Consider the following 16,710-nt stretch of genomic DNA (forward strand, 5'->3'; position numbering starts at 1 on the left):
ATCGACACCCCTCGCCCGGGCCGCCTACGATGGGATCGTGACCCCGCGCGCCATCTTCTTCGACCTCGACGATACGCTGCTCGATACCTCCGGCGGCGTGCAGGAGGCCTGGCGCAGCACCTGCGCCGCCTTCGCACCCGAACTCGGCATCGAGCCGGCCCGCCTCGAATCCGCCATCCGCGAACAGCTCATCAACTTCTGGAAGGACGAAGCCGCCGTCGAACACTGGCGCACCCGCCTCCACGATGCCCGCCGCCACAATGTCGCCCTCGCGCTCCAGCGCCTCCAGCTCGACCCCGCCGCGGCGCCGCGCATCGCCGATCGCTACTGGGACGAGCAGGCCGCCCGCATGCGCCTCTTCGACGACAGCCTCGAAACCCTCGCCCGCCTCCGGGAAGCCGGCTTCCGCCTCGGCCTCCTCACCAACGGCCCCGCCGAGATGCAGCGCTGGAAGCTCAGTCGCTTCCCCATCGCCGAGCACTTCGACGTCATCGTCATCGAGGGCGAATTCGGTCACGGCAAGCCGCACCCGCGCGTCTTCGAACACGCCCTCGAACGGGTCGGCGCCCGCCCCGCTGAAGCCTGGCACATCGGCGATAACCTCTACGCCGATGTCGGCGGGGCCCGCCGCGCCGGCCTCCACGCCACCTGGATCCATCGCGACCGCCTCGAGCTGACCGACGCTGCCCCGGCCATCCCCGACCGCGTCATCGCCCACCTCGCCGAGCTTCGGGCAGCCCTCGACCTCGAACCTGCCGCCCCCGCAAACCCGTGAACGTCCTCGTCCTCGGCGCCACCGGCTACATCGGCAGCCACCTCGTCCCGCTCCTCGCTGAACGCGGCCACCGTGTGCGCGCCGCCGCCCGCCGCCTCGAGGTCCTCCAGGCGCGGGCCTGGCCCGGCGTCGAAACCGTCGCCGCCGATGCCCTCCGCCCTGAGACCCTCCCCGCCGCCCTCGCCGGCATCGACGTCGCCTGCTACCTCGTCCACTCCATGGGCGCCGGGCGCGACTTCGCCCGCCTCGACCACGAAGCCGCCCGCAACTTCCGCGATGCTGCCGCAGCCGCCGGCGTCCAACGGATCATCTACCTCGGCGGTCCCCGCCCGCAGGGGCCAATCTCTGAGCACCTCGCCTCCCGCCTCGCCACCGGCGAAACCCTCCGCGCCGGCCCCGTCCCGGTCACCGAGCTCCGCGCCGGGCTGATCGTCGGCCCCGGCTCCGCCGGCTTCGAAGTCATTCGCGACCTCGTCAACCACCTCCCGGTCATGATCACCCCGCGCTGGGTCCGCAACCGAACCCGGCCGATCGCCCTCGATGACCTCCTCGCCTACCTCGTCGGGGTGATCGAGCACCCCGAAACCGCCGGGCAGGTCTACGACGTCGCCGGCCCCGAAACCCTCAGCTTCCGCGACCTCCTCGCCGGCTACGCCCGCGTCACCGGCCGGCCCTTCCGCGCCATCGACGTACCTTTCCTCACCCCGCGCCTCTCCTCCCTCTGGCTCGCGCTGGTCACGAGCGTCCCGATCAACGTCGCCCGCCCCCTGGTCGAAGGCCTCCAGACCGACCTCCTCCCCGACGACTCCGCCATCCGCGCCGTCCTCCCCATCCCGCTCCACACCTACGAAGAGGCGGTGCGCGCTGCGCTCGAACGGGAGCGGCAGGAGCCCCTGCCCGCCCGCTGGGCCGAGGGCGCCCTCGCCTACCGCGGCTACAACCCCGATACCTCCTTCTACTCCAAAGGCGAAACCATCACCGTCCCCGTCGAGGCCCCCTCCGGGGCAACCTGGGAGGTCGTGCGCAGCATCGGCGGCCGCACCGGCTACTACTACGCCGATACCCTCTGGTGGCTCCGCGGCCTGCTCGACCGCCTCGCCGGCGGCGTCGGCCTCCGCCGCGGCCGGCGCCATCCCACCGACCTCCGCGTCGGCGATGCCGTCGACTTCTGGCGCGTCGTTGCCCTTGAGCCCGGCCGGCGCCTCACCCTCCTCGCCGAAATGCGGCTGCCCGGCGCCGCCGTCCTCGAATTCGAAGTGCGGGAGCGCGGCCCCGGCCGCTCAGAGCTGGTCACCACCTCCCGCTTCCACCCCAACGGCGTCTGGGGGCTGCTCTACTGGTACGCCCTCGCCCCCGCGCACTACTTCATCTTCCGCCGCATGCCCCGCAAGATGGCCCGCGCCGCCGAGCGCCGCGCCGCTGCGGCCGCCGCCGCTCCCGCCCGCGACACGACCTGACGCACCGGCCCGCTACCTTCCGCGCCAGGACCGCCGGGCCCCGCCCGGCGCGCAGCGGAGGTGCGCCCATGCGCCAGGCACTCTTCGGGTCAGCCGTCATCATCGCCGGGCTCGCCGAACTCGCGAGCACCCTCATCTACCTCGCCGCCTGGGGCGGCATCCTCGTCTACCTCTTCCTCAGCGGCAACGTCGTGTTGACCGCGCTCTGGTTCATCTTCGGCCCGCTCCCGGTCGCGGTCGGCGTCTCCCTGCTCCGCCTGCCGTTCATCCTCCTCGGCTACATGCTCGCAGCACTCGCCGGCATGACCGGCGAGTACTCCGCCGCCCTCGAGCGGATGAACGACCGCTGACGCCTACCGCCGCAGCTCGGAGCCCTTGAACGGCGCGCCGATCAGCGGCCCGATCAGGCAGACGTTCGCTGCCCCGGCCGCGATCGGCACCAGCCCGATGACCGCAATCACCCAGCCGGCCGGCCCGCCGATGACCAGGCCGACCACCACCAGCACAATCCCGAGCACCACCCGCAGCAGCCGCCCCGCCGTCGATGCCATGAACGTCGCCAGTCCCATCGCTGTACCTCCTGCCCGGCGCCTCCCGGTGCGCCGGCTGCTTACCATCCGTATGAAGCCTGCGCCTCTGCGGATCACCCTGTCGAGCGTCCGGCGGTCCCCCGATTTCGGTCCGTCCGGCCCCCTCGACGGCTAACGAAATTTTCGTTAGGCTTGCAGGGTGGACGACCGGCTCAATCCCGCCGAACGCATCATCCGGCGCTTCGGCGGCCAGAGCGCCCTCGCTGCCCTCCTCGGCAGGCGCCAGAGCACCGTCCAACACTGGGCGAAAACCGGGCGCATCCCTGCCCAATGGCACGGCGTCCTCATCTCCCTCGCCCGCCAACGAGGTGTCATCCTGGAACCCAAAGATTTCGTTCAGCCCCAGCCCCGCGCCATCGAGCCCCCAACCGGCCGCCTCGGCGTCCTCCTCGTCGGCCTCGGCGCCGTCGCCACCACCTTCATCGCCGGCGTCGAAAACATCCGGTCCCGCGGCGCCGTGCCCGTCGGCTCCCTCACCCAGATGGGCACCATCCGCCTCGGCAAGCGCACCGAAAAACGCTCCCCGCTCATCAAAGAGTTCGTCCCCCTCGCAAGCCTCGACGACCTCGTCTTCGGCGCCTGGGACCCCATCCCCGATAACGCCTACGAGGCCGCCCTCAAGGCCGGCGTCCTCGACCGCCACGAGCACCTCGACCCCATCGCCGACTTCCTCCGCGGCATCGAACCGATGCCCGCCGCCTTCGACCAGCGCTACGTCAAGCGCCTCCACGGCACCAACGTGAAGTCCGGCCGCTCCAAGATGGAGCTCGCCGAAGCGATCCGCCAAGACATCCGCGACTTCAAGGCCCGCAACGGCTGCGACCGCCTCGTCATGATCTGGTGCGCCTCCACCGAAGTCTTCATGGAGCAGTCGGCCGAGCACGAGAACCTCGAAAACTTCGAGGCGGCCCTCGAAGCCAACTCCGACGCCATCGCCCCTTCCATGATCTACGCCTATGCCGCCCTCATGGAGGGCGTCCCCTTCGCCAACGGCGCCCCCAACCTCACCGTCGATATCCCCGCCCTCGTCAAACTCGCCAACGACCGCGGCGTCCCCATCGGCGGCAAGGACTTCAAAACCGGCCAGACCCTCGTCAAGACCGTCATCGCGCCCATGCTCAAGGCGCGCATGCTCGGCGTCGCCGGCTGGTACTCCACCAACATCCTCGGCAACCGCGACGGCGAAGTCCTCGATGACCCCGAGAGCTTCAAAACCAAGGAAGAATCCAAGCTCGGCGTCCTCGAGTACATCCTCCAGCCCGACCTCTACCCCCAGCTCTACGGCAACATCTACCACAAGGTCCGCATCAACTACTACCCGCCCCGCGGCGATAACAAAGAGGGCTGGGACAACATCGATATCTTCGGGTGGCTCGGCTACCCGATGCAGATCAAGATCGACTTCCTCTGCCGCGACTCCATCCTCGCCGCTCCCCTCGTCCTCGACCTCGCCCTCTTCTTCGACCTCGCCCAGCGCGCCGGCATGAAGGGCATCCAGGAGTGGCTCAGCTTCTACTTCAAGAGCCCCCAGCACGCGCCCACCGTCTACCCGGAGCACGACCTCTTCATCCAGCAGACCAAGCTGAAGAACACCCTCCGCTGGCTCATGGGCGAAGAGCAGATCACCCACCTCGGCCTCGAATACTACGAAGAGGAGTAGCCCTCCCCCGCACGCCGCAGCGGCGGCCCCGGCACACGCCGGGGCCGTTCCCGTCATAATCGAAGCCATGCCCCGCTACGCCTCCATCCGCGAGCTCGCCGGCAACACCCCCGTCGTCGAACTCCGTTCTCTCTCCCCCCGCCCCGGTGTCCGCCTCTTCGCCAAGCTCGAAGGCCAGAATCCCACCGGCTCGATCAAAGACCGCATCGTCATCCGCATCCTCGAAGCCGCCCGCGCCAGCGGCGCCCTCGCACCCGGCCAGCCGATCATCGAAGCCTCGACCGGCAACACCGGCGTCGCCCTCGCCCTCTGGGGCCGGATCCTCGGCCACCCCGTCGAAGTCTGTGTCCCCGAATCCGTCTACCCCGAAATCGAACAGCTCCTCGCCGTCTACGGCGCCCGCGTCCGCCGCGTCCCCCGCCAGGCCGGCATCAAATCCGCCCGCGAAGCCGCCCGCGCCATCGCCGCCGAAACCGGCGCCCACTACTTCGGCCAGTTCGATAGCGACGAGAACGTCCGCGCCCACGAAGAGTGGACCGCCGGCGAAATCCTCGCCGACATGGCCGCCGTGGGCGGCGTCGACGTCTTCGTCGCCGGCATCGGCACCGGCGGCACCATCACCGGCGTCGGCCGCCGCCTCAAAGAGGCCAACCCCGCCTGCCAGGTCCTTGGCGTCGAACCCCGCCTCGGCGTCCACGTCCAGGGCCTCAAATCGCTCGACGACGGCTTCATCCCGCCCATCCTCGATGAATCCGTCCTCGATGGCCGCATCCTCGTCGGCAACCGCCACGCCTTCTCTCACGCTCGCCGAGCCATGCTCGCCGAAGGCCTCTTCGGCGGCATCTCCAGCGGCGCCGTCCTCCATGCCGCCATGCGCGCCGCCTCCCGCCTCCCGCGCGGCAACATCCTCGTCATCTTCGCCGACGGCGGCTGGAAGTACCTCGGTACCGACCTCTGGGCCGCCGACGGCGAACCCGCGCCGAACACCTCCGACGACGACCCCCTCGACGATATCCTCTGGTGGTAGCGCTCAGCCCTCCGCCGGCGCTTTCCGCAGCAGAATCCCCACCCGCGGCACGGGCGGCAGCAGAAACGGCCCCGCGTTCACCAGGTCGATCGCGTCGTAGCCGGCCTCGCTGAACGTCGCCGCCAGCCTGCCCCACCCGCGCAGGTCCACCGCCGGGCACCCCCCGGAGACGACCTTCGCATGCAGCCGGTTCAGCAGCGGGTTCACCACCGGCGCAATCTCCATGACCAGTGCCCGGCCGCCCGGCGCCAGCACCCGCGCCAGCTCCCGCGCCAAGGCGTGCACCACATCGTCGTCGAACCGCCGGATGAAATAGAAGCTCGAAATGCAGTCGAACGCCCCGTCGCGGAACGGCAGCCGCTCCGGCCAGCCGATGACATCCACCGGCCCCGGCCCGTGCGCGATATCGAGGCAGACCGGCGGCTCCGCGCAGCCCGCCCGGTCAGCCAGCAGGTGGGCATAGGCCGCCGTCCCGCAGCCGATATCGAGGTACCGCTTCCCCGGCCCGAGGTCGAGCAGCGCAATCACCCGCCCGGCCCGCGGCGTCAGCAGCGCCTGCCCCGCCTGCGACCCTGCCGCCCGCGCCAGCAGCCGCCAGCGCCCCGTCAGCCAGCGCTCCCGCGCCGCAATCACCGCCCGGCGCCGCCGCATCATAGCCGGTACACCATCCGCGCCCGCCCCCCGGGCGCACCCCGCAGGAAGATGGCCGCCGCCCGCGCCTGCTCGGCGAGCCCCTCGGCGCCGCCCCGCCGCGCCAGCGCCGCCGCGCCGGGGTCCGCCTCCAGCGCGCCCGCCAGCGCCTCGAGCGCTTCGGCGAGGCCCTCCCGGTCCTGCCACGCCAGTTCGAGCTTCTCGCGGTCCTCCGCGTCTTCGGCCACTTCGTCGTAGAACGTCGTCAACGGGCCCATCCGTACCCCGCGGTCCTGCAGCTGCTCGGCGAGCACAATCAGCGGGTGCACCGCACCGAACCCGCGCATCGCCGCGAACGAGATGAACGCGACGAGCGCGGCCCCCTCGCCCGGCGGCACGAACGGCGCCGGCGCACCCTCCGCCTCGATCGTCAGCCGCATCCGCTCCGAGGGTACGGCCCGGCGGCCCAACGGGCGACGCGCCTACCGCCCCCGCTGCCGCTCCCGCGCGGCAAGCTCCCGCTCCGCCTTCGCCGCAATTCGGCCCAGCGCCGCGGCCAGCACCCCCGACGCCTCCTCGTCCAGCTCGCTCGTGAAGTACTGCCGCACCCCCCGCAGGTGCCGCGGCGCCGCATCCCGCAGCCGCTCGAACCCGGCCGGCGTCAGCTCCACCCACCGGCCGCGCCGGTCCGCGTCGTCGAGACAGCGGTTCACCAGCCCGTCGGCAACCATCCGGTCCACCAGCCGCGTCAGCCCGCTTTTGCTGATCAGCACCCGCCGCGCCAGCTCCGTCATCCGCAGCCGGTGGCCCTCCGCCTCTTCGAGCTGAACCAGCACGTCGTACCACGCCAGCGGCAGCCCCCGCTCCCGCCGGAGGTCGTCTTCCAGCAGCGTCGTCACCCGGGCGTGCGCCTCGAGGAAGGCCCGCCACGCCCGCATCCGCAGATCAGCCATCGGTCGCGCGCATCATCGGTTCTGCACTGAATTGCGGCAACAACCCCGCCTACACCGCCATCAGCTCCGCCCACGCCTCGTCGGTAAACGCCTCCGCCGGCACCAGCTCCGGCCCGACCATCACCGCCGCCGCCGCAAGGCCCAGCAGCGGGTTCTTCGCCCGCGCCTCCCGGAACCGGAGCTTCCGCGCCGTCGCTTCCGGCCCGAACTCCGCGTGGATCACCGCATCGAGCCGCGCCGCGAACCGCAGCCGCCGCATCCGCTCGGCCCGCTCCTCCGCATACGGCGTGAACAGCTCCGGCCGCCAGTCGTCGCTCCCCGTGAGCAGCTCACCGACGATCCGCACGTCGCGCAGCGAAATGCTCAGCCCCTGCCCCACAATCGGGTCATTGAAGCCGGCCGCATCGCCGATCAGCACCGCGCCCTCGCGCACCGGCGAATCGACCCACGTGCTCTGGTTCGGCACCGAGTGGCACGGACCCGCAATCCGCCCGGCCGCAATCGCCTCGCTCCCCGGGACCGATGGCAGCCGGAACGCCTCGAGAAACCGCTCCGCCGCCCCCTCGCCGCTGAATCGCCCCTTCTGCTCGTACCCGTAGCTCAGGTAGAGCCGGTGCCGCCCGCCGCCCTGCGGGAACACGAAATACTGCACGTTCCCCTCCGTCCCCATGCTCTCCACCTCCTCCGGCCAGTCCGGCACGTCCTCCACCAGCAGCCCTGCAAAGAGGTGGTGCGGCTCGTCTTCGTACAGCGGGATGCCCAGCTGTTTCCGCACCTGCGAATTCCGCCCATCGGCGCCGACCACCAGCCGCGCCGTCGCCGCGAACGTCCCCGCCGCCGTCTCCCACGCGACTGACGGCGCCGGTCCCGCCTGCACCTCGAACCGCGTCACCCCGCGCACCGCGCTCGCGCCCGCCGCCATCGCCGCATCGAAGAGCGCCTGGCACGCGTTCGGGTGCCCGATCGCCAGCGGCCCGGGGACGCCCGGCAGGAACACCCGGAGGTCCAGCTTCTGCGCTTCTGCCTCCGCCGGGTCGATCCCTTCGCCATACTCCACGTGGTACGGGAGGTGGTGCTGGCTCACCCCTGCGAGGATTTCGTACAGGCCGGTCCGCCGCGCCTCGACCACGCCCCACGGCGCAATCCACTCGCCGCGCACCACATCCCGGAACTGCGTCGTCCGCTCGAGGAGGAGCACCGACTTGCCGCCCCGGGCCAGCACCGTCGCCAGCCCGCTGCCCGCAATCCCGCCGCCGATGATGATGACGTCATACCGTTCCTTCGACACGGGGGCACGGTCCTCTGTTCGGTGCTGTCTCCGCGCTCCACGCGCGTGCCGGTATCCTCTACCATCCGCCCATGCCGCCACAAGCCATCGACTGGTCCGCCTTCGCCGACGAAGCCGTCGACCTCCTCTGCCGCTTCATCCGGGTCGATACCTCCAACCCGCCCGGCAATGAGCGGCTCGCCTGCGAGTTCCTCGGCGACATCCTCCGCCGCGAAGGCATCCCCTTCGAGCTCTACGACGCCGGCAACGACCGCGTCTCCCTCCGCGCCGTCCTCCCCGGCGACGGCTCCAAACGGCCGTTCATGCTCCTCAACCACACCGACGTCGTCCCCGTCGAGCGCGAATTCTGGGACGTCGACCCCTTCGGCGGCGCCATCCGCGACGGCTACATCTGGGGCCGCGGCGCCCTCGATATGAAGGGCCTCGGCATCGCCCAGCTCATGACCTTCCTCACCCTCCGCCGCCTCGGCATCCCCCTCGCCCGCGATGTCGTCTTCTTCGCGCAGGCCGACGAAGAAGCCGGCAGCGAATACGGCATGCGCTTCATCCTGCGCGAGCACCCCGAGACCATGGACGCCGAATACATCATCAATGAAGGCGGCGCCGCCACCACCGAGCTGTTCGGCGTCGAACGGCCCGTCTACAGCATCGCCGTCGCCGAAAAAGGCCCCCTCTGGCTCCGCCTCGTCGCCGAAGGCATGCCCGGCCACGGCTCCGTCCCACACGATGACAACGCCCTCGACCGCCTCGTCCGCGCCCTCGCCCGCATCCAGCAGTGGGAGCGCCCGCTCACCGTCTCGCCCGTCCTCGAAGAGTACTTCGCCCGCCTCGCCCGCGCCGGCATCTACCGCGGCGACCCGACCCCGCAGGGCCTCGCCGCCCGCGCCGCCGAAGACCCCCGTATCCGCGCCATGCTCACCAACACCATCAGCACCACCACCGCCCGCGCCGGCATCAAGCACAACGTCATCCCCGCCTGCGCCGAAGCCACCCTCGATATCCGTCTCCTCCCCGGTGTCGACCCCGCCGAGTTCCAGGCCGAACTCGAACGCGTCATCGATGACCCCCGTATCCGCATCGAACAGGTCCACGTCCGCTCCTCCGACACCAGCCCGTACGACACCGAACTCTTCCGCTGCATCGAACAGGTCATCCACGAGTTCACCGAAGACGCCGTCGTTGTCCCCGGCATGACCCTCGGCTTCACCGACAGCGCCGAAACCCGCAACCGCGGCATCATCTCCTACGGCTTCTCCGCCGGCCTCACCACCCCCGAAGTCGCCCGCGGCGTCCACGGCCACAACGAGCGGGTCAGCATCGAGGCCTTTACCCTCACCTGCCGCCTCCTCTGGGAGGTCACCCGCCGGATGTGCGTCCGCGAACCCGGCGCGTGAGCCGCCCGCTCCCGCCCCCGCCGGTAATCGCCTACCATGCGCGCATGACCGCACCATCCGCAGCAACCTACCCCGGCGGCCTCTCCGAGCTCGATTTCGTCGAGGCCTACGCCCGCTCCGCCCTCAAAAAGCCCGAGGCCGCCGCCGATGCCGCCCTCTCCCGCCTCGTCTTTGCCGAAGCCGGCGACCGCGCCATCCTCGCCGGGCTCATCGCCCAGGAGCTCGCCGAGGCCTGCCGCCGCCTCGTCGCCGTCTACCGCGCCCTCGCCGACCGCACCCACCCCGTCGCCCGGCGTCTCCTCGAACCGCTGCCCGGCGTCCTCGAATGGCAGCAGTTCGTCCATGATGTCGCCGTCCTCTCCCCCGAGCAGGTCGTCCGCCACCTCTACCTCGGCGACGATGCCCTCGAATGGGCCCGGCTCCTCCGCAGCCAGCCCGACCTCGCCGACCTCTCCGGCCTCGTCGCCGCCGCCGAGGAGGGCAACCCCATGCTCCTCATCCCCGACCTCGCCCGCCGCAAGGTCGCCGAGACCATCTGGCTCGCCGGCGTGAGCGCTTCCGGCGAACCGGTCGCCTCCTCCTTCGGCGCCGACGAGGCCAGCGCCACCACCCTCGCCGACCTTACCGCCGATATCGCCGGCATCGCCCGCGGCTTCCTCCTCTCCTACGTCAACGCCCGCCGCACCGCAGGGAGGCCGCCCTCCTGACCATGACCCCCTGGCGCCACGGCCCGCGCAACGCCATCACCGATGTCCCCGGCATCCGCGTCGGTCACTACACCGACCGCCGCGCAGCCACCGGCTGCACCGTCATCCTCTGTCCCGGCGCCCACGCCGCCGCCGTCGATGCCCGCGGCGGCGCACCCGGCACCCGCGAAACCGACGTCCTCGGCCTCGCCAACCTCGTCCGCACCTGCCACGCCGTCGTCTTCGCCGGCGGCAGCGCCTTCGGCCTCGCCGCCGCCGACGGCGTCATGCGCTGGTGCGCCGAACACGACATCGGCGTCGCCACGACGAAGCGGAAGGTCCCCATCGTCTCCGCCGCCGTCCTCTACGACCTCGCCCTCGGCGACCCCCACGCCTTCCCCGGGCCGCAGGAGGGCTACCTCGCCGCCGTCCGCGCACGCCGCGGCGCCGTCGCCGAGGGCTCCGTCGGCGCCGGCACCGGCGCCACCGTCGCCAAGCTCCTCGGCCCCGAACGCGCCCTCAAGGGCGGGGTCGGCACCGCAAGCCTCATCGGCCCGCGCGGCTTCGTCGTCGGGGCGCTCGCTGTCACCAACGCCGTCGGCGCCGTCTTCGACCCCGCCACCGGCGAGTGCGTCGCCAGTCCCCGCGGCGACAGCCCGGGCGAGTTCCTCTCCGTCCCCGCCGCCCTCGAACGGCGCACCGCCGCCATGGACGCCCTCCTCCAGCAGCCGGGGGCCGCCCCGGCCGCCCCCGCTCCGCCGGCGCCCGGCGGCACGCTCGAGAACACCACCCTCCTCTGCGTCGCGACCAGCGCCCGCCTCGAACCGCACGAACTCCAGCGCCTCGCCGTCCACGCCCACGACGGCTTCGCCCGCTGCGTCGTCCCCGCCCACACCCGCGGCGACGGCGACATCGCCTTCGCCCTCTCCATGGGCGAAACCCCGGCCGCGCCCGATGACCTCCTCCTCCTCGGCGCCCTCGCTGCCGCTGCCGTCGAGACGGCCGTCCTCCGCAGCGTCCAGCTCGCCCGCGGCCTCAAGGGCGTCCCCGCCGCCGCAGAGTGGCGCTCCGCCGGCTGAAGCCGCCCTCCACGCCCGGAAGCCCGCCGCGCCCTATCCTGTTAGCCGTGCCCACCGAAGTCCTCGTCATCCGCCACGCCGAAACCTACGGCAACATCGAAGGCCGCTTCTGCGGCCACTCCGAGACCGACCTCACCCCGCGCGGCATCGCCCAGGCCCGCGCCCTCGGCCTCCGCCTCCGCGGCCAGCAGTTCGATGCCGCCGCCTCCTCCGACCTCTCCCGCGCCATCCTCACCGCCCGCCACGCCCTCGAACACCACCCGGCCCCGCTCGACCCCCTGGCCGACCCCCGCCTCCGCGAGATGCACTACGGCGAGTGGGAAGGCCTGCCCGCCAGCGATATCGCCAAGACCCAGGCCGATCTCCTCGGCGAGTTCTTCACCGGCCGCCGCCACGCCGCGCCCGGCGGCGAATCGATCCAGCAGCTCCGCGAGCGGACTGCAGCCGCCCTCCGCGACCTCGTCGACCGCTACCAGGGCGGGCGCCTCGTCGTCGTCTCCCATGGCAACGCCATCGCTGCGCTCCTCGCCGAGCTCCTCGGCATGCCGCTCGAACGCACCTGGGCCTTCGCCGTGGCCAATACCTCGGTCACGCGGCTCACCTTCGGCCGGAGCGGCCGCGTCACCCTGGCCGCGTTCAACGACACCGCCCACCTCGAGGGCGTCGAACTCCCCTGGTGAACTGCCCTGGCCAGCGTCCCCTGCTCAAGCCCCTGCCAGCGCCGGCAGCTCCTGCCGCGGCACCATGCCCTCCAGGATCCGCTCCAGCGCCATCGTGTGGCTGCACACCGACCAGTGCGCGAAGAAGTCGCAATTGCAGTGCCACTTCCCATCCACCAGCTCCACCACGTGGTCGCTGTTCTCCCCGTGGAACGCGACCTGCAGGTTCTCTACGTGCATCCGGTGCCGCTCCTGCGCGTAGACCTTCGCCTTCTCGATTTTGCCAATCAGGCTCGAATGCATGTCACCCTCCTTCGAGAAGCACGAACGGCGGCACCTTTCGGCGCCGCCGTTACGGTCGGTGGATGCCTTTCGGTACATCCATACGCCCGCACCCTACGCGCTCTCCGATCCCCCTGTCAACGAATTTTCACACTTCCGCATGTCAGGCCCCCTTCGCCGGCAGGCCCTCCGCCAGCCAGTCCTCCGCCCGCATGAAATACGGCTCCCGCCCGTGAATCTCCGGCGGCACAATCACCCCCGCGTCCCGCGTCAGGATGTTCGCCACCACCCGGAGCCCTTCCTGCTTCTTCGGATTCCACCGGTACGTGTCCACGCTCAGGACGATGGGCACCACCAGCCCCTCGGGCGCATCGAACCAGAGAAAGAACGGGTTCGTCTCCTCGTTCGTCGGCCGCGATGGATCGTACTCCGGGTTCTTCTCTGCGAACCGCGTCACCCCCGCGATGTACCCCTTCCCGAACGCCGTGTGGAACCACATCACCTGCGCCGCCCCGTACTTCGTCGTCACCTTCCGCTTCGCGACCTCGAACGCCTCCGCCTCACTCGCGCACGGCAGCTTCCCGTGCATCCGCCAGAGGTGGAATTCCCGCGCGAACGCCGTCTTGGAAAGCGGGATGCGCACCGGGTTCCGCTCCGCATACGGCAGCGTCACCGGCATCAGCTTCCCCGGCGAGGTCGGGATCTCCTCCCCGTCGATCGCCAGCTGCGTGCACATCGCCCCTCCAGCCTACTCCGCCAGCCGCCCGTCGTCGCCGTAGCGCAGCACCGCATCCGGCGGTGCCGAAGCCGCTGCCTCGTCCCCCGGCGCCGGCGGGTTCGCCCCCGGCGGCACCGCCACCCGGATGATGCGGCCCTCTGCGCGCCCCTCGGCCGCCAGCTGCGTTCCGAGGTCGACCACCCGTTCTACAACGAACCGGGCGGCCGGCTGTTCGCCGCCCAGCGCCAGCGCCCCCGGGCGGACTGCCAGACTGCCCAGCACCGTGTACCCGAAGAACGCTGCCGCAGCCAGCGTTGGCGGCCGCCGGAACACCTGCCCCGCCGGCCCCTGCGCCTCCACCCTCCCCGCCAGCAGGAGCACGAGCTCCTGCGCCAGTAGCAGCGCCTCATCACGGTCGTGCGTTACCAGCACCACCGTCGCCCGCGACGCTGCCAGCATCGCCGGCAAATCGGCCAGCAGGCTCTCCCGCGACGGCCCGTCGAGCCCGCTCAGCGGTTCATCGAGCAGCACGAGGTCCGCCTCCAGCGCCAGCGCCCGGGCAAGGTTCACCCGCTGCGCCTCGCCGCCCGAGAGCTGCAGCGCGTCACGCTCCAGCAGGTGCCCCACGCCGCACAGCTCGGCCACCCGCGCGATCCGCTGCCGCCGCCCGTCCGGGCCGACCCCCCGCAGCCGGAGCGCCAGGTCGAGGTTCTCCCGCACCGTCCCCCGCAGGAACACCGCCCGCTGAAAGGCGAACGCCGCCCGGCGCGGCCCGGCCCGTTCCGCCGGTTCGCCGTCAAGCAGCACCTTCCCCCGCGCCGGCCGCTCGAGCCCCGCCGCCAGCCGCAGCAGCGTCGTCTTCCCCGCGCCATTCGGTCCGAGCACCGCGGTGGTCGCCTGCTGCCCGAGCGCCAGCTCCGGCACCGCCAGCACCGTGCGCCCCTGTTTCCGCGCCTCGACTCCCCAAAAGCAGACTTCCATCAGCGCGCCCGCTGCTGCACGCGCGTGAGCACGAGGTTCACCGCAAACGCCATCGCCAGCAGGATGATCCCCAGCGCCAGCGCCCGCTCGGTGTTCCCCCGGCTCGTTTCGGTCACGATCGCCGTCGTCAGCACCCGCGTCTGCCCCTGCAGATTCCCCCCGACCGCCATCGACGCGCCGACTTCCGAGACCACACCCCCGAAGCCGGCCATCACCGCCGCCAGCAGCCCGAGCCGCGCCTCCCGCGCCAGCAGCCACAGCCGCCGCAGCCGGCCTGCGCCCAGCATCTGCAGCAGCTCCGGCAGCTCCGGCGGCAGCGCCTGCACCGCCGCCGTCGTAAATCCGATGACCAGCGGCGTCGCGATCAGGAACTGGGCGATGACCATCGCCTCCTTCGTGTAGATCAGCTCCAGCCCGCCCAGCGGCCCCGACCGCACCAGCAGCAGCCACACCACCAGCCCCACCACCACCGGCGGCATCCCCATGCCCGTATTCACCGCACCCAGCACCAGCATCCGCCCGGGGAAGCGGCTCCGCGCCAGCGCATACCCGGCCGGCACCCCGGCCAGCATCGCCAGCGCCGTCGCCGCCCCGGAGACGTACACCGTCCGCAGCGCAATCTCCCGCACCTCCCGGTCCCCCGAGACGATCAGCCGCACGGCTTCGGCCAGGCCGCCCCAGAGCTCCCCCATCCGCTACCGCCCCGCAGCCCCGGGCTGCCTCGACGCGTCGGGCACGAAGAGCGGCTCCCCGTACCGGTCCTTCCCGAACTCGCCGATGGCCCGCTGCGTCTCCGGCGCGACCAGGAACTCGGCCCACGCCCGCGCCTGCGCCGCCTTCACCCCGCGGTGTTTCTCCGGGTTCACCACATACACGTGGTAGACGTTCCGCAGCCGCTCCCCGCCCTCGAACACCACCTCCAGCGACAGCCGGTCCCGCAACGCCAGGTAGGTCGCGCGGTCAGTCAGCGTGTAGGCCCGGCGCTGATCGGCGATGTTCAGGGTCGCCCCCATCCCCTGGCCCGTCTCCTCCCGGCGGGGCACCCTCCCGGGGTCGATGCCTGCCGCCGCCCAGAGCCCCAGCTCCTTCGCGTGCGTGCCCGAGTTGTCCCCGCGCGACACAAACCCGCCGGACGCCGCGATCCGCCGCATCGCCTCCTCGATGCTGCCAGCACCGCGGACCCGCGCCGGGTCGCCCTTCGGCCCCACCAGGACGAAGTCGTTGTGCATCACCAGCCGCCCTTCAACCAGGTCGCCCCGCGCAACCAGCGGCTGCTCGGCTTCCGGGGCGTGGCTCAGCACGGCGTCCGCGTCCCCCTTCCGCGCCATCTCCAGCGCCGCCCCCGAGCCGACCGCAATCACCTTCACCTGCACCCCGGTCTGCGCCTCGAACAGCGGCACGAGCAGGTCGAGCAGCCCGCTGTCCTGCGTGCTTGTCGTCGTCGCGAGGATCATGCTCCCGCCGATCGTCGCCGCGCTGCCCGGGGCTGCCCCGCCCCCGCAGCCGGCCGTCGCCGTCAGCGCCAGCGCAGTCGCCGCGCCGAGCACTGCCCGAACCGTCAGCTGCGCACGGCCGCGCAGTCGCACCATGCGCCGCACTGCTTCGAGCGACATGTCCGATGGAGCATATCGACCCGCCCGCTGCCGCTCAACCGCCGCTCAGGCCGGGGCCAGCACCCGGTCCAGCCAGCCGATGATGTCCGCCATCACCTGGTCGCGGTTGATCTCGTTCAGCATCTCGTGGCGGCCGCCCGGGTAGAACAGCCGGTCGATCCGCTGCACGCCCGCCTCGCGCCACCGCGCTTCGAGCAGCCGCAGCCCTTCGAGCCCCCGGTTGATTGGGTCCGCATCGCCCGCCACCAGCAGCACCGGCAAATCCGGGCGAATCCGCGCCAGCACCTCCGCCGGCGGCAGTTCGAACACGTTCACCCGTTCCCGCCGGACCGTCTGTTTCTCGAAGCCGCACCACGGGTCCGCGATGTACGCGTCGACCTCCGCCGGGTCACGGCTCAGCCAGTCGTAGGGCGTCCGCGCCGGTTCGAAGGCGGCGTTCGGGTTGAAGACCGGCGGGGCCTCCCCCGGCCGCGGCGGCTCCGTCGCCGAACTCCCCGAGAGCACCAGCGCCGCAATCTCCCGCGAGCCCTCCGGCGCCCACCGCTGCGCAATCCCGGCGCCCATGCTGTGCCCAAACAGCACCGCCGGCCGCCCCGGGTGGGCCGCCTTCGCTGCTTCGACGACCTGCCCGATGTCTGCCACCATCGCCGCGAACGCGGCAGCCCCGTCGAGCCCGAAATCCCCCAGCCCGCCCGGGCCCGCCGACCGCCCGTGTCCGCGGTGGTCGATGCCCACCACCGCATACCCCGCCGATGTCAGCGCCTCCGCGAACCGGCGGTAGCGTCCGAGGTGCTCCGCAGCGCCGTGCGCGATCACCACCGTCGCCCGCGCTGGCCCGTCCGGTTCCCACCGTGTGCCGACCAGCCGGAAGCCGTCGACCCGCGACCGCAGCGCGAATTCCGTCTCGTTCACGGAGCC

At 71.8% G+C, this 16,710-nt stretch carries 20 protein-coding genes; 9 read left to right on the forward strand and 11 right to left on the reverse strand.

The window, feature by feature from the left end:
• Positions 1-37 precede the first annotated feature (37 nt).
• The 3 genes from A9A59_RS03885 (at position 38) to A9A59_RS03895 (ending at position 2,582) form a co-directional block, all read left to right on the forward strand.
• Positions 38-775 (forward strand): HAD family hydrolase, encoded by a 738-nt coding sequence (locus A9A59_RS03885; protein ID WP_165772485.1) that lies wholly within the window; start codon positions 38-40, stop codon positions 773-775.
• Complete coding sequence (locus A9A59_RS03890) at positions 772-2,232, forward strand: SDR family oxidoreductase (RefSeq protein ID WP_098503030.1); 1,461 nt, start codon at positions 772-774, stop codon at positions 2,230-2,232. The genes A9A59_RS03885 and A9A59_RS03890 overlap by 4 nt, the downstream gene beginning before the upstream one ends.
• Positions 2,233-2,300: 68 nt before the next feature.
• Positions 2,301-2,582: a hypothetical protein gene (locus tag A9A59_RS03895; RefSeq protein ID WP_098503031.1), complete on the forward strand. Its 282-nt coding sequence runs from the start codon at positions 2,301-2,303 to the stop codon at positions 2,580-2,582.
• 3 nt (positions 2,583-2,585) lie between these two features.
• Here the strand turns inward: A9A59_RS03895 and A9A59_RS03900 are convergent, their stop codons facing one another.
• Positions 2,586-2,801, reverse strand: a complete 216-nt coding sequence (locus A9A59_RS03900) for a YgaP-like transmembrane domain (RefSeq protein ID WP_098503032.1) — start codon at positions 2,799-2,801, stop codon at positions 2,586-2,588.
• Positions 2,802-2,961: 160 nt separating this feature from the next.
• Between A9A59_RS03900 and A9A59_RS03905 the strand changes: the two genes are divergently transcribed.
• Both A9A59_RS03905 and A9A59_RS03910 read left to right on the forward strand, forming a co-directional pair.
• Positions 2,962-4,482 (forward strand): inositol-3-phosphate synthase, encoded by a 1,521-nt coding sequence (locus A9A59_RS03905; protein ID WP_278286779.1) that lies wholly within the window; start codon positions 2,962-2,964, stop codon positions 4,480-4,482.
• A 67-nt stretch (positions 4,483-4,549) separates the two neighbouring features.
• Complete coding sequence (locus tag A9A59_RS03910) at positions 4,550-5,509, forward strand: PLP-dependent cysteine synthase family protein (RefSeq protein ID WP_098503033.1); 960 nt, start codon at positions 4,550-4,552, stop codon at positions 5,507-5,509.
• 3 nt (positions 5,510-5,512) lie between these two features.
• On the opposite strand, the gene A9A59_RS03915 is transcribed toward A9A59_RS03910, so the two are convergent.
• From A9A59_RS03915 to A9A59_RS03930, 4 genes are read right to left on the reverse strand one after another with little or no spacing between them, the layout of a single operon-like run.
• On the reverse strand, positions 5,513-6,163 hold the full coding sequence (locus A9A59_RS03915; RefSeq protein ID WP_098503034.1) for a class I SAM-dependent methyltransferase: 651 nt from the start codon (positions 6,161-6,163) through the stop codon (positions 5,513-5,515).
• Positions 6,160-6,579 (reverse strand): hypothetical protein, encoded by a 420-nt coding sequence (locus A9A59_RS03920; protein WP_098503035.1) that lies wholly within the window; start codon positions 6,577-6,579, stop codon positions 6,160-6,162. The genes A9A59_RS03915 and A9A59_RS03920 overlap by 4 nt, the downstream gene beginning before the upstream one ends.
• 42 nt (positions 6,580-6,621) lie before the next feature.
• Entirely contained in the window at positions 6,622-7,092 is a 471-nt protein-coding gene (locus tag A9A59_RS03925) for a MarR family winged helix-turn-helix transcriptional regulator (protein WP_098503036.1), read from the reverse strand.
• Positions 7,093-7,141: 49 nt separating this feature from the next.
• Entirely contained in the window at positions 7,142-8,380 is a 1,239-nt protein-coding gene (locus A9A59_RS03930) for an FAD-dependent oxidoreductase (protein ID WP_098503037.1), read from the reverse strand.
• A 71-nt stretch (positions 8,381-8,451) separates the two neighbouring features.
• Here A9A59_RS03930 and A9A59_RS03935 point away from each other — a divergent pair, with 71 nt between their 5' ends.
• Genes A9A59_RS03935 through A9A59_RS03950 form a run of 4 tightly spaced genes read left to right on the forward strand, consistent with a single transcriptional unit; the run spans position 8,452 to position 12,219 of the window.
• Complete coding sequence (locus tag A9A59_RS03935; protein WP_098503038.1) at positions 8,452-9,774, forward strand: M20/M25/M40 family metallo-hydrolase; 1,323 nt, start codon at positions 8,452-8,454, stop codon at positions 9,772-9,774.
• Positions 9,775-9,818: 44 nt separating this feature from the next.
• Positions 9,819-10,481 (forward strand): hypothetical protein, encoded by a 663-nt coding sequence (locus A9A59_RS03940; RefSeq protein WP_098503039.1) that lies wholly within the window; start codon positions 9,819-9,821, stop codon positions 10,479-10,481.
• Between the two features lie 2 nt (positions 10,482-10,483).
• A complete protein-coding gene (locus A9A59_RS03945) occupies positions 10,484-11,539 on the forward strand; it encodes a P1 family peptidase (RefSeq protein ID WP_098503040.1) in 1,056 nt (351 codons plus the stop codon).
• 47 nt (positions 11,540-11,586) lie between these two features.
• The gene (locus A9A59_RS03950; protein WP_165772486.1) at positions 11,587-12,219 is read left to right on the forward strand and encodes a histidine phosphatase family protein; all 633 of its coding nucleotides are present in this window, start codon (positions 11,587-11,589) and stop codon (positions 12,217-12,219) included.
• A gap of 24 nt (positions 12,220-12,243) precedes the next feature.
• Here the strand turns inward: A9A59_RS03950 and A9A59_RS03955 are convergent, their stop codons facing one another.
• The 6 genes from A9A59_RS03955 to A9A59_RS03980 form a co-directional block, all read right to left on the reverse strand.
• A complete protein-coding gene (locus A9A59_RS03955; RefSeq protein WP_098504790.1) occupies positions 12,244-12,501 on the reverse strand; it encodes a hypothetical protein in 258 nt (85 codons plus the stop codon).
• A 142-nt stretch (positions 12,502-12,643) separates the two neighbouring features.
• A complete protein-coding gene (locus tag A9A59_RS03960) occupies positions 12,644-13,216 on the reverse strand; it encodes a hypothetical protein (RefSeq protein WP_098503042.1) in 573 nt (190 codons plus the stop codon).
• Between the two features lie 12 nt (positions 13,217-13,228).
• Positions 13,229-14,179 carry an ATP-binding cassette domain-containing protein gene (locus tag A9A59_RS03965; RefSeq protein ID WP_098503043.1) on the reverse strand — a complete coding sequence of 317 codons (951 nt, stop codon included), beginning with the start codon at positions 14,177-14,179 and terminating at the stop codon, positions 13,229-13,231.
• Positions 14,179-14,871 (reverse strand): ABC transporter permease, encoded by a 693-nt coding sequence (locus A9A59_RS03970; RefSeq protein ID WP_098503044.1) that lies wholly within the window; start codon positions 14,869-14,871, stop codon positions 14,179-14,181. Before A9A59_RS03970 ends, A9A59_RS03965 begins: the two co-directional genes overlap by 1 nt.
• Before the next feature lie 3 nt (positions 14,872-14,874).
• Positions 14,875-15,792, reverse strand: a complete 918-nt coding sequence (locus A9A59_RS03975; protein ID WP_098503045.1) for an ABC transporter substrate-binding protein — start codon at positions 15,790-15,792, stop codon at positions 14,875-14,877.
• A 45-nt stretch (positions 15,793-15,837) separates the two neighbouring features.
• Positions 15,838-16,704: an alpha/beta hydrolase gene (locus A9A59_RS03980; RefSeq protein ID WP_278286780.1), complete on the reverse strand. Its 867-nt coding sequence runs from the start codon at positions 16,702-16,704 to the stop codon at positions 15,838-15,840.
• Between the last annotated feature and the right edge of the window lie 6 nt (positions 16,705-16,710).

It is taken from the genome of Tepidiforma thermophila, from assembly GCF_002563855.1.
Taxonomy (GTDB): domain Bacteria; phylum Chloroflexota; class Dehalococcoidia; order Tepidiformales; family Tepidiformaceae; genus Tepidiforma; species Tepidiforma thermophila.